This window comes from Erwinia sp. LJJL01, assembly GCF_047300805.2.
Taxonomy (GTDB): Bacteria; Pseudomonadota; Gammaproteobacteria; order Enterobacterales; family Enterobacteriaceae; genus Erwinia; species Erwinia aphidicola.
In genome coordinates this window covers 4,090,647-4,102,947 of record NZ_CP178576.1, presented here as the reverse complement: position 1 = coordinate 4,102,947, position 12,301 = coordinate 4,090,647, and the positions used below count along the sequence as shown (strand labels likewise).

Genomic DNA, 12,301 nt, shown 5'->3' with positions numbered 1-12,301 from the left:
ATTTCTCCGTTAAAGACCGGTTAATCGTATTACAGCTGACGGAAGCGGCTGCGCACGCTGAAGGTTTCAGAGGTGACATAACGCTCAACCTCACGCAGCTGCTGCTCTCCGCCGTTCAGTTCTGCACTCAGCTCATCGAGCAGCTGATGGGCGCTCAGCGGCTTATCCTGCCCCTGCACGCTGAGCGGCATTTCGTCGAGCACCGCCGCCAGCGCGAAGTAGGCAATCAGGGTAAAGATAAACAGCCCGCAGAACATCGACAGCACCACAATCACGCGTACCAGCAGCACCGGAATACCGAGGTAGTCGGCAATCCCGGCACAGACGCCTTTCAGTTTACCCTGCTGCGGAATGCGGTACAGTTTGTTCTTGCTCATGGCTGCCTCCAGTTCGGATGCTCAGCGTCGAGAATCGCTTCCAGCGACTGAATACGCTCGCGCATTTTGCGGGCGTCCTGGGTCAACTGCTGCAGGCGCTGCAGTTCATTTTGCGACAGCTCAGCGCTGCCGCTGCGACGATTGCTGTAGTGCAGCCAGAGCCAGATCGGTGCCACGAACAGCACGAAGATCGTCAGGGGGATGGCTAGAAATAACGCGCTCATTCACTCTCCTTGCGGGTTAAGCATAGGTTATCCGGCCACTTTCGTGGCCCGTTACATTATTCGCTGCGGTTCATTTTTGCTTTCAGCGCGGCCAGCTGCTCGCTGATTTCGTCATCGGCCTGCAGTTCAGCAAACTGCTGATCGAGCGTTTTCTTCTTGCCGAAGCTGTGGCTCTCGGCCTCTGCTTCCATATGATCGATGCGGCGCTCAAACGACTCAAAGCGCGCCATCGCTTCATCAATTTTACCGCTGTCCAGCTGACGGCGCACATCGCGTGAGGAAGAGGCCGCCTGATGGCGCAGCGTCAATGCCTGCTGGCGAGCGCGGGTTTCGCTCAGTTTGCTTTCCAGCTCACCAATCTCACCTTTCATGCGCGCCAGGCTCTCTTCTACCTGGGTGGCTTCCTGCTGCAGTGTGGCAATCAAATCGGTTAGCTTCTGTTTTTCCATCAGCGCAGCGCGCGCCAGATCGTCTTTCTCTTTGCGCAGTGCCAGTTCAGCTTTTTCCTGCCATTCCGCCTGCTGGCTTTCAGCCTGGTCGATGCGGCGCAGCAGCTGTTTTTTCTCAGCCAGCGCGCGGGCAGAAGTGGAACGCACTTCCACCAGCGTATCTTCCATTTCCTGAATCATCAGGCGCACCAGCTTCTGCGGATCTTCTGCTTTTTCCAGCAGCGAGTTAATGTTGGCGTTCACGATGTCGGCGAAGCGAGAAAAAATACCCATTATCGAAATCCTCTTCAGTCAGTTATCGGCACAAATGATATTGCGCTGTGAGTTATTACTATTCAAATAGCGTGCCAGTTTTTATGTTGCTGATTTTACTGGGCCGGGCGGCTTTACACCTGCGGCCACAGCGGCTAAAGTGGTTTTTATCACTAACACCTGGTGAAATTAATGATGAGCGAAAATCCTGATACCCTGCTCGGTGAATCAAACAACTTTCTTGAAGTGCTGGAGCAGGTTTCCCGCCTCGCGCCGCTGAATAAGCCGGTGCTGGTCATTGGCGAGCGCGGCACCGGCAAAGAGCTGATCGCCAGCCGTCTGCACTATTTATCCGACCGCTGGCAGGGGCCGTTTATTTCGCTCAACTGCGCCGCGCTGAATGAAAACCTGCTGGATTCGGAGCTGTTCGGCCATGAGGCCGGCGCTTTTACCGGCGCGCAGAAACGCCATCTTGGCCGCTTTGAACGCGCTGACGGCGGGACGCTGTTTCTCGACGAGCTGGCAACCGCGCCGATGCTGGTGCAGGAGAAGCTGCTGAGGGTGATTGAATATGGTCATCTGGAGCGCGTCGGCGGCAGCCAGCCGCTGCAGGTCAGCGTGCGGCTGGTGTGCGCCACCAATGACGACCTGCCGAAGCTGGCGCAGGAGGGGAGATTCCGTGCCGACCTGCTCGACCGCCTGGCGTTCGATGTGGTGCAGCTTCCGCCGCTGCGCGAAAGGCGCAGCGATATTCTGGTGATGGCGCAGCACTTCGCCATTCAGATGTGCCGCGAGCTGGGGCTGGCGCTGTTTCCCGGTTTTTCCCCGGCGGCCGAACAGCGGCTGCTGGATTACGGCTGGCCGGGCAACGTGCGCGAGCTGAAAAACGTGGTGGAGCGCTCGGTTTATCGCCACGCCAGCATTGAAGAGCCGCTGGACAACATCATTATCAACCCGTTCGAGCGCACTGCGCCTATCCCGCTGGAGGAGCCCGCCGCGGACGCCCTGCCCGCGCTGCCGCTGGATCTGCGCCGCTGGCAGCATGAACAGGAGAAAGCGCTGCTGGAGAAAAGCCTTGCGCAGGCGCGCTTTAATCAGAAACGCGCCGCCGGGCTGCTGGGCGTGACCTATCATCAGCTGCGCGCCATGCTGAAGAAACACGATTTGAATCCGTCATAATTAACGGCGGGCGAGGCATGCCGTCGCCCCTACGGTATCACGCCGCACCCTCGTAGGGGTCGGGAATGCCGTCGCACCACGGTGTTGCGCCGCACCCTCGTAGGGGTCGGGCATGCCATCACCCCTGCAGCATTGCACCGCACCCTCGCAGGGGTCGGGCATGCCCGACCCTGGTTTCAGGCAAAAAAAAACCCACGCAGGGTGGGCTAAAAATACTGGAAGCAATGTGAGCAATGTCGTGCTCTTCAGCGGCAGAGCCACCGGTGAAGCGCAGGGGAATAATAATCATTCTCAGTCTTGCTTGTAAAGCATTTTGTTGAGAATCTTTCTCATTTCCATAACAACTTTGTGCGTATTTTCAACACCCTTGCATTAATGTGCTTATTAAAGTCGCGGAATCATCCCGCCACAGCGCAGCAAACTTTGGGTGCAGCCTGAGAGTGCGGTACACTGTGTTTATTGCCTGAATTTTCAGAAGAGTTATGCGCAAACTAATATCCACTCTGCTCCTGAGCCTGAGCGTGCTAAGCGCTCCGGTCTGGTCTGCAACGCCCGGTGATATTCGCCAGAGCGGCTTCGTGTATTGCGTTAACGGCGTAATGAATACCTTTAATCCGCAGATGGCCAGCGGCGGGCTGGTGGTAGATACCCTCGCCGCCCAGCTGTATGACCGCCTGCTTGACGTCGATCCCTATACCTATCGCCTGATCCCCGAGCTGGCAGAGAGCTGGGAAGTGCTGGATAACGGCGCCACCTATCGCTTCCACCTGCGCCACAACGTCGCCTTCCAGCACACCGCATGGTTCAAACCCAGCCGCCCGATGAATGCGGATGACGTGGTGTTCAGCTTCGAGCGCGTGTTTAACCGCAAGCACCCCTGGCACAACGTCAACGGCGGCAGCTACCCCTACTTTGACAGCCTGCAATTTTCCGATGCGGTGCAGAGCGTGAAGAAGCTGGATAAGGATACGGTAGAAATCCGCCTCAACAGCCCGGATGCGTCCTTCCTCTGGCACCTTGCCACCCATTACGCGCCGGTGCTGTCAGCCGAGTATGCCGATCGGCTGAGCAAAATTGATCGCCAGGAACAGCTCGATCGCGAGCCCGTGGGCACCGGTCCGTTTATGCTGAATGATTACCGCAGCGGGCAGTATATTCGCCTGCAGCGCAATGACGCTTACTGGAAAGGCCAGCCGCGCATGTCGCAGGTGGTGGTTGATATGGCAGCGGGCGGCACCGGGCGCTTGTCCAAGCTGCTGACCGGCGAGTGCGACGTGCTGGCCTATCCTGCCGCCAGCCAGCTCTCTATCCTGCGTGACGACCCGCGCCTGCGCCTGACCCTGCGCCCCGGCATGAACATCGCCTATCTGGCGTTTAATACCCGCAAGGCACCGCTCGATCGCCCACAGGTGCGCCAGGCGCTGGCGCTGGCAATCAACAATGAACGGCTGATGGAGTCGATCTATTACGGCACCGCCGAGACCGCAGCCTCGATCCTGCCGCGCGCCTCATGGGCCTATGATACCGATGCGCGCGTCACGCCCTATAATCCGCAGAAAGCGCGTGAAGAGCTGAAGGCGCTGGGAATTGAGAACCTGCACCTTAATCTGTGGGTGCCTTCCGCCTCACAGGCCTGGAACCCCAGCCCGCTGAAAACTGCCGAGCTGATTCAGGCCGATCTGGCGCAGATTGGCGTTAAAGTGACCATCGTGCAGGTAGAAGGCCGCTTCCAGGAGGCCAGGCTGATGGAGAATAATCACGACCTGACGCTGACCGGCTGGGCAACCGACAGTAACGATCCGGACAGTTTTTTTCGCCCGCTGCTGAGCTGCGCGGCCATCGCTTCACAGACCAACTTTGCCCACTGGTGTAATTCAGCGTTTGATGAGCTGCTGCATAAGGCCCTGCTGTCTCAGCAGCTTGCTAACCGCATCGACTATTACGATCGGGCCCAGACGCTGCTGTCGCAGGAGCTTCCGGTGCTGCCGCTGGCCTATTCGCTGCGCCTGCAGGCCTACCGCCACGATATTAAAGGCCTGGTGCTGAGCCCGTTTGGTAATGCTTCCTTTGCGGGTGTCCACCGCGAAAGTGGTGAGGAGAAATCGCCGTGATTATCTATACGCTGCGCCGCCTGGTGCTGTTTATCGTCACGATGTTTATGCTGACGCTGGTTGGCTTCAGCCTGAGCTATTTCACGCCGCACGCGCCGCTGCAGGGCGCATCGCTGTGGGATGCCCTGCTGTTCTGGCTCAGAGGCATCGTGCAGCTCGATTTCGGCGTATCCAGCATTAACGGCCAGCCGATTAATCTGCAGCTGCGTGAAGTGTTTCCCGCCACGCTGGAGCTGTGCTTTATGGCCTTCAGCCTGGCCCTGCTGGTTGGTATCCCGCTGGGCATTGCCGCGGGCGTAATGCGTAACAAATGGCAGGATAAAGCCATCAGCGCCGTCGCCCTGCTCGGCTTTTCCCTGCCGGTGTTCTGGCTGGCGCTGCTGCTGACGCTGTTTTTCTCGCTTAATCTCGGCTGGCTGCCGGTATCCGGGCGCTTCGACCTGCTCTACCCGGTAAAGCACGTCACCGGGTTTGCGCTGATTGATGCCTGGCTGACGGACTCGCCGTGGCGCCATGAGATGATCATCAGCGCGCTGAAGCATATGATCCTGCCGGTTACCGCGCTGGCCGTGGCACCCACCACTGAGGTGATCCGCCTGCTGCGCATCAGCACCCGCGATGTGATGGAGCAGAACTATGTGAAAGCCGCCGCCACGCGCGGGCTGTCGCGCTTCACCATTATTCGCCGCCACGTGCTGCATAACGCCCTGCCGCCGGTGATCCCGCGTCTCGGGCTGCAATTCTCCACCATGCTGACGCTGGCGATGATCACTGAAATGGTGTTCAGCTGGCCGGGCCTTGGCCGCTGGCTGATTAACGCCATTCGCCAGCAGGATTATGCGGCGATTTCCGCCGGCGTGATGGTGGTTGGCGCTCTGGTGATCGCCGTGAACGTGCTCTCCGATATTCTGGGTGCTATGACAAACCCGCTGAAGCATAAGGAATGGTATGCCCTCAGATAATATCTACTCCGAGAAGCGGCCGCCCAGCCCGCTGCGCCACACGTGGGGGCTGTTCTATCGCGATACCACGGCGATGATCGGGTTCTATGGCTTTATCGCGCTGCTGCTGCTGTGCATTTTTGGCGGGCTGATGGCGCCTTACGGCCTCGACCAGCAGTTTCTCGGCTTCCAGCTGCTGCCGCCTTCGTGGTCACGCTATGGCGATGTTTCGTTCTTCCTCGGCACTGACGATCTGGGGCGCGATCTGCTCAGTCGCCTGCTGAGCGGCGCGGCGCCGACCGTCGGCTCCGCAATTGTGGTCACGCTGGCGGCGGCGCTGTGTGCGATGGTGCTGGGCGTTTTTGCCGGCCTGACGCACGGCCTGCGCTCGGCGGTGATGAATCACGTGCTCGACACGCTGCTGTCGATCCCCTCTCTGCTGCTGGCTATCATCGTGGTGGCCTTTATGGGGCCACGGCTGGAACATGCGATGCTGGCGGTGTTCCTGGCCATTCTGCCGCGCCTGGTGCGCGCCATTTACAGCGCGGTGCATGATGAGCTGGAAAAAGAGTACGTGGTGGCCGCACGTCTGGACGGTGCCAGCAGCCTGGATATTCTCTGGTATGCCATTTTGCCTAACATTCTGGCGCTGCTGGTGACCGAATTTACCCGCGCGCTGTCGATGGCGATCCTCGATATTGCCGCACTCGGCTTCCTCGATCTCGGCGCGCAGCTCCCTTCCCCGGAGTGGGGCGCGATGCTGGGTGATTCGCTGGAGCTGATTTATGTTGCTCCCTGGACCGTGATGTTACCGGGCGCAGCGATTATGCTTAGTGTACTGATTGTTAACCTGTTGGGTGACGGCGCACGCCGGGCCATCGTTGCGGGAGTTGAATAATGCCGCTGCTCGATATTCGTAACCTGACGATAGAATTTATGACCGCCGAAGGGCCGGTAAAAGCGGTCGACCGGGTCAGCATCACGCTGAGCGAAGGCGAAGTGCGCGGGCTGGTGGGAGAATCCGGTTCGGGCAAGAGCCTGATCGCCAAGGCGATCTGCGGTGTCACCAAGGATAACTGGCGCATCACCGCTGACCGCATGCGCTTTAACGACATCGACCTGCTGCACCTGACGCCGCGTGAACGGCGTAAAATTGTCGGTCATAACGTGTCGATGATTTTCCAGGAGCCGCAGTCGTGCCTCGACCCGTCGGAAAGTATCGGCACCCAGATCAAGCAGGCGATCCCCGGCTGGACGTGGAAAGGCCGCTGGTATCAGCGCTTTGGCTGGCGTCATCGCCGCGCCATTGAGCTGCTGCACCGCGTTGGCATCAAAGATCATAAAGATATTATGAGCAGCTTCCCGTATGAGCTGACCGACGGCGAGTGCCAGAAGGTGATGATCGCTATTGCCCTGGCGAATCAGCCGCGCCTGCTGATTGCCGATGAGCCAACCAACGCCATGGAACCGACTACCCAGGCGCAGATTTTCCGCCTGCTCTCCCGGCTCAACCAAAACAACAACACCACGATTCTGCTGATCAGCCACGATCTGCAGATGCTGAGCCAGTGGGCGGATAAAATTAACGTGATGTACTGCGGGCAGACGGTGGAAACCGCGCTCAGCGAAGAGCTGATCGCTGCTCCGCATCACCCTTATACTCAGGCGCTGATCCGCGCAATGCCGGACTTTGGCCGTTCGCTGCCGCATAAAAGCCGCCTCAATACGCTGCCGGGTGCTATCCCCTCGCTTGAACACCTGCCGATTGGCTGTCGCCTGGGCCCACGCTGCCCTTATGCTCAGAAAACCTGTATTGAGACCCCGCGCTTAACCGGGTCGAAGAGTCATATGTTTGCCTGCCACTTCCCGCTGAATATGGAGAGTCAGTAATGGTTGAAACGCTGCTGGAAGTGCGCAACCTGAGTAAAACCTATCGCTACCGCACCGGGCTGTTCCGCCGCCAGCATGTTGAGGCGGTGAAGGATGTCAGCTTCACCCTGCGCGAGCGCCAGACGCTGGCGATTATCGGTGAAAACGGCTCGGGCAAATCGACGCTGGCGAAAATGCTGAGCGGGATGATTGCCCCCTCATCCGGCGAAATAGTGATTGACGATCGTCCGCTGGAGTATGGCGATTACGGCTATCGCAGTCAGCGCATTCGTATGATATTCCAGGATCCGTCGACCTCCCTGAATCCGCGCCAGCGCATCAGCCAGATCCTCGATTTCCCGCTACGCCTCAACACCGAGCTGAATGCAGATGAGCGCGAGAAACGTATTATCGCCACGCTGCGCCAGGTCGGGCTGCTGCGCGACCACGCTTCCTACTATCCGCACATGCTGGCCCCGGGTCAGAAGCAGCGCATCGGCCTGGCGCGCGCGCTGATTTTACAGCCGAAGGTGATTGTGGCGGATGAAGCGCTGGCTGCGCTGGATATGTCGATGCGCTCGCAGCTGATCAATCTGATGCTGGAGCTGCAGGACAAGCACGGTATTGCCTATATCTACGTCACGCAGCATCTGGGTATGATGAAACATATCAGCGACAAGCTGCTGGTGATGCATCAGGGCGAAGTGGTGGAGCGCGGCAGCACCGCCGACGTGCTGGCCTGCCCGCTGCACGATCTTACCAAACGCCTGATCTCCAGCCACTTCGGTGAAGCGCTGACCGCCGACGCGTGGCGTAAAGACCGCTAACCCCCACCCCGTAGGGGTCAGGCATGCCTGACCCGGCAACTGCCTGACCAGGGTGAGGCATGCCTCGCCCCTACGACGGCACTGCCTGACCCGGCATCTGCCTGACCAGGGTGAGGCATGCCTCGCCCCTACGACGGCACCGCTTATGCCATCCAGCTATTTGATAGCACCGAACATTATTTCTTTCGCTTTAGCGCTTACGCCAGGATACCCGTGCCGTAATTGAAAAGGAATGATCATGGAACAGCGCCGCTTTACCGGCAACAACCACTGGTATCATGAAACCCAGACCAGCCTGCCCGCGCAGCGCGCGCCGCTGGTGCCCGAAGCTGCCACTATTGAAGACCGTTTCCTGCTTGGTCTGGCGCAGCAGGTCGAGGGCGACCTGATCCCCACTTTGCAGCAGGTGCAGCCCGCACTGCTGGCCTCCCGCGATCTCTATCAGATCCTGTTCCCCAACGAATTAACCACCACCCTGACCCACACGCTTACGCTGTATGACCGACTGAGCAGCGCGCTGACGGTGGCGCAGGTTACCGGCGTTCAGCGCCTGTGTAATCACTATGCGGCGCGGCTTAACCCGCTGCCTGGGCCGGATTCATCGCGTGAGAGCAATCGCCGCCTGACGCAAATCACCGAGTATGCCCGCCAGCTTGCCAGCCAGCCAACGCTGATTGACGCCGCTGCCGTACAGCATCTGGATGATGTGGGGCTCAGTGCGTCGGATATTGTCACGCTCAGCCAGATTATTGGCTTTGTCAGCTACCAGGCCCGCGTGGTGGCTGGAATTCATGCCCTGCTGGCGCTGCCCGTGCGCTGGATGCCGGGCGTAACGGTGCCCGCAGACGCGGAACCCGAGCTGTTCAGCACCGCGGCAGAGTGGCAGCCCAGCCTGCCGCCGCTCGAAATGCGTTACGCCGCAACCGATCAGTTAGAGGCCCTGACTTTCTGTCAGCCGATAGCCGAGCTGGAAGCCGGTGCCTGGCTGTTCGCGCACGACGGCAAAACCCTGTACGGCTGGGCGAGCCTGCTGCAGGCACTGTCTGAAATCCGTCATTCGCCGCAGGCCACGCTGGCGGCGGCAGTGACCGCAAGGATTAACGGCAGTGCTGCCTGCTTTGGCCGCTTAGCGCTGGGCGAATTGCGTGATGCACTGCAGGCGAGTGTCGATCAAGCGCTGGCGCTGGCTGACCGGCAGCAGCAGGCGGTGATCCAGCTGGCAGCCCAGCTAACGCGCTCGCCCGAGCGGGTTAACGCGGCGCACGTGCAACCGCTGAAAGAGGCCGGGCTGAGTACCGCGCAAGTGTTTGCGATAATCCTTAGCGTGGCTAACGCCAGCTGGGGCAACCGCCTGATGCAGGGCCTCGGCAGCACGGCAGCGCGTTAGCTCAGCCCATCAGCCAGCGCCGTACTTCATCGAAGAAATGCTGTGCCAGCGGAGTGGCGCGACCAGGCTCGGCGATCACCACCGCAGCCTGGCGTGACATCGGCGGCATCGCCACCGCGCGGCGGCTCAGCTCACCGCTCATCCCCGCGATCAGATGCCCGACGGGAGAAATCAGGCAGCCCAGGCCCACCTGCGCGCCCTGCAGCAGCTGAAATACCGAGGTGGTCTCCAGCACCACGCGCAGCTCCAGCCCGGCTTCGCGAAAATGCCCGTCAACATAGCGGCGAAAATAGCGGGTTTGATCGGCCAGACAGAGCGGCAGCGCGGCGATCTCTGGCAGCGTCAGCGGCTCTGTGCCGTTCAACTGCGGAAAATGCTGCGGATGAAACAGCAGCTCCACGCCATTATCCACCAGCGTTTCTGCCTGAAAATGCAGTTCACGCAGCGTCGACAGCTCAAAGAAGCCAATGCCGACATCCACCGTATGGCTATTCAGCGCTTCCAGCAGCTGATCGGCGCTCAGCACCGCCACGCGGTAATCCAGCTGCGGATAGCGCTCGCTAATCGCCTTCAGCATCACCGGCAGCGAGATGCTGCACTGGGGCACCACGCCGATGCGTAGCGTGCCGTTAACCCCGTGCTTCAGCGACTCAACTTCCAGCTTTAAGCCCTGATAGACCGAGACGATCTCCCGCGCCCACGAGAGCACACGCTCCCCTTCCGGGGTGAAGCCGTCGAAGTTATTGCTGCGGTTAATCAGCGACAGCCCCAGCTCAATTTCCAGATTTTTCAGGCGCATCGAAAGCGTGGGCTGACTGACAAAGCTGGCTTCTGCGGCACGGCCAAAGTGGCGCTCGCGCTCGAGGTTGCACAGGTAGATGAGCTGCTTGATATCCATAATGGTTATTTTATTGGTAAATTTTTGCTAATAGTAACAGCCTGAGAGCCAGAAACGCGACTTCATGCCACGCCCAGCGCACTTTTCACCTCGCTGGCTATTTTCTCTACCTGCGGCCCGTAAATCACCTGCACATCACGATCGCTGACGCGGTTTACGCCATTGGCACCGGTGCTCATCAGCGTCTGGTCCACTACCTCGTTCATCTGCTTAACGCGCACGCGCAGACGGGTGAAGCAGCAATCGACGTCCTCTATATTGGCCTTTCCGCCCAGCCCGCTGATAATCACGCGGGTGCGCTCGTCGGCGGCAACGGTCTCCTGCTGCGGTTCCTGCCCGGATTCTCGCCCCGGGGTTTCCACCCGCATACGCAGGATGATGAATTTAAAGCCGTAGTAGTAGATCGGCACGTAGATTAGCCCGAGCACCACGCTCCACCACCAGGCCGTTTTGCTGCCGCCCAGAATGCCGAACACCACCAGGTCAATTGCACCGCCCTGAATGTTGCCAATCATCAGGTGCATCAGCGACATCAGCATAAACGACAGCCCGCTCAGCAGGGCGTGCAGGATGTAGAGCACCGGCGAGACAAAGATAAAGCAGAACTCCAGCGGCTCGGTGATCCCGGTGGTAAACGAGGTGAGCGCCCCGGCCATTACCAGCGCCTTCACCCGCTGTTTATGTTCCGGTCGCGCACAGTGATACATCGCCAGCGCGGCGGCGGGCAGGCCAAACATCATCACCGGGATTTTACCCTGGGCGAGGAAACGCGTGGCCTCCTGCACCGTGGCATCCGCCACCGAGCCGGGATGCGTCAGTGAGGTGTTAAAGATGTTCAGCGCGCCGACAATCGTCTGCCCGTCTACCGTGGCAATACCACCAATCGGCGTAAAGCGCACGGTTTCATTGAGGATGTGATGTAACCCGGTTGGGATCAGCAGGCGTTCACTGGTACCGTAGAGCAAGGCGCCGTACTGGCCGCTTTTGCCAATCAGCTCCCCGACCCAGGCAATACCTGCGCCAATCGTCGGCCAGATTAACGCCAGCAGCACGCCCACCAGCGGCAGCACCAGCACGGTGACAATCGGCACAAAGCGCCGCCCGCCGAAAAAGCTGATAGCGGTCGGCAGTTGAGTGGTGTAGCAGCGGTTATGGATCGCCACCGTCAGCAGCCCGGCAATCACCCCGCCCAGCACGCTCATGTTGTAGGTAAAGATACCGAGCATCGGGATATATTCCGCCGAGGTCATCATCGCTGTTGTCTGGTCCATGCCCTGCTGCTGGAGCGCGGCGGGTGTGGTGGTGGCAGCGGTCAGACCCTTGGCGGCTAGCGTGGCGCTCACGCCCACGTGCATAGCGATGAAACCGATCACCGCGGCAAAGGCGGCCGTCGGTTTCTCCGCTTTTGCCAGGCCAATGGCGCTGGCAACGGCAAAGAACAGCGGCAGGTTAGCAAACAGCGCCCCGGCGACCTTACGGATAAAGCCAATGATCAGCTGGGGCGTCTGCATGCGGGCGAAGGCCTCCCCGGTAATCGCCGGATTTTGCAACGCCGCCGCCACACCAAGGAAAATGCCGGCGGCGGCAATCACCGAAATCGGCATCATCAGCGCTTTGCCGAAGGCGTGGATCTTGCTGGCAAACTCTTTCATCTGACCTCTCCCGCTCTGACTGCAAAGAGCTAAGTATTAGTCGCGTGCTTGATTAAGATCGTCTTCAGCGACAATTTTAACGGTTAATTTTTGAGCGCAATCACACTTCTGCGCCTGCCATGATAAACAGCGCCT

General features: G+C 59.5%; 12 protein-coding genes. 7 read left to right on the top strand and 5 right to left on the bottom strand.

From position 1 onward, the window contains the following. Positions 1 to 29: 29 nt before the first annotated feature. From pspC to pspA, 3 genes are read right to left on the bottom strand one after another with little or no spacing between them, the layout of a single operon-like run. Positions 30 to 377 (bottom strand): envelope stress response membrane protein PspC, encoded by a 348-nt coding sequence (gene pspC / locus ACLI4M_RS20235; RefSeq protein ID WP_048915983.1) that lies wholly within the window; start codon positions 375 to 377, stop codon positions 30 to 32. After that, positions 374 to 601, bottom strand: a complete 228-nt coding sequence (gene pspB / locus ACLI4M_RS20230; protein WP_048915982.1) for an envelope stress response membrane protein PspB — start codon at positions 599 to 601, stop codon at positions 374 to 376. The genes pspC and pspB overlap by 4 nt, the downstream gene beginning before the upstream one ends. A gap of 56 nt (positions 602 to 657) precedes the next feature. After that, a complete protein-coding gene (gene pspA, locus ACLI4M_RS20225; protein ID WP_133623729.1) occupies positions 658 to 1,323 on the bottom strand; it encodes a phage shock protein PspA in 666 nt (221 codons plus the stop codon). 171 nt (positions 1,324 to 1,494) lie between these two features. On the opposite strand from pspA, the gene pspF reads away from it, so the two are divergent. The 7 genes from pspF (at position 1,495) to ACLI4M_RS20190 (ending at position 9,616) form a co-directional block, all read left to right on the top strand. Continuing rightward, the gene (pspF, locus tag ACLI4M_RS20220; RefSeq protein WP_133623730.1) at positions 1,495 to 2,481 is read left to right on the top strand and encodes a phage shock protein operon transcriptional activator; all 987 of its coding nucleotides are present in this window, start codon (positions 1,495 to 1,497) and stop codon (positions 2,479 to 2,481) included. Between the two features lie 482 nt (positions 2,482 to 2,963). After that, the gene (sapA, locus tag ACLI4M_RS20215; RefSeq protein ID WP_133623731.1) at positions 2,964 to 4,592 is read left to right on the top strand and encodes an ABC transporter substrate-binding protein SapA; all 1,629 of its coding nucleotides are present in this window, start codon (positions 2,964 to 2,966) and stop codon (positions 4,590 to 4,592) included. Next, a complete protein-coding gene (gene sapB, locus ACLI4M_RS20210; protein WP_133623732.1) occupies positions 4,589 to 5,554 on the top strand; it encodes a putrescine export ABC transporter permease SapB in 966 nt (321 codons plus the stop codon). The genes sapA and sapB overlap by 4 nt, the downstream gene beginning before the upstream one ends. After that, complete coding sequence (sapC, locus tag ACLI4M_RS20205; RefSeq protein WP_133623733.1) at positions 5,541 to 6,431, top strand: putrescine export ABC transporter permease SapC; 891 nt, start codon at positions 5,541 to 5,543, stop codon at positions 6,429 to 6,431. The genes sapB and sapC overlap by 14 nt, the downstream gene beginning before the upstream one ends. Next, positions 6,431 to 7,423, top strand: coding sequence for a putrescine export ABC transporter ATP-binding protein SapD (gene sapD, locus ACLI4M_RS20200; protein ID WP_133623734.1), 993 nt, complete (start codon positions 6,431 to 6,433; stop codon positions 7,421 to 7,423). Before sapC ends, sapD begins: the two co-directional genes overlap by 1 nt. Further along, complete coding sequence (gene sapF / locus ACLI4M_RS20195) at positions 7,423 to 8,229, top strand: putrescine export ABC transporter ATP-binding protein SapF (protein WP_048915975.1); 807 nt, start codon at positions 7,423 to 7,425, stop codon at positions 8,227 to 8,229. Before sapD ends, sapF begins: the two co-directional genes overlap by 1 nt. 238 nt (positions 8,230 to 8,467) lie before the next feature. Further along, positions 8,468 to 9,616, top strand: coding sequence for a CMD domain-containing protein (locus ACLI4M_RS20190; protein WP_133623735.1), 1,149 nt, complete (start codon positions 8,468 to 8,470; stop codon positions 9,614 to 9,616). A 1-nt stretch (position 9,617) separates the two neighbouring features. Here ACLI4M_RS20190 and ACLI4M_RS20185 read toward each other — a convergent pair whose 3' ends face one another. Both ACLI4M_RS20185 and ACLI4M_RS20180 read right to left on the bottom strand, forming a co-directional pair. After that, positions 9,618 to 10,514 (bottom strand): LysR family transcriptional regulator, encoded by an 897-nt coding sequence (locus tag ACLI4M_RS20185; protein ID WP_048915972.1) that lies wholly within the window; start codon positions 10,512 to 10,514, stop codon positions 9,618 to 9,620. 62 nt (positions 10,515 to 10,576) lie between these two features. Next, on the bottom strand, positions 10,577 to 12,166 hold the full coding sequence (locus tag ACLI4M_RS20180; RefSeq protein WP_133623736.1) for a PTS transporter subunit EIIC: 1,590 nt from the start codon (positions 12,164 to 12,166) through the stop codon (positions 10,577 to 10,579). Between the last annotated feature and the right edge of the window lie 135 nt (positions 12,167 to 12,301).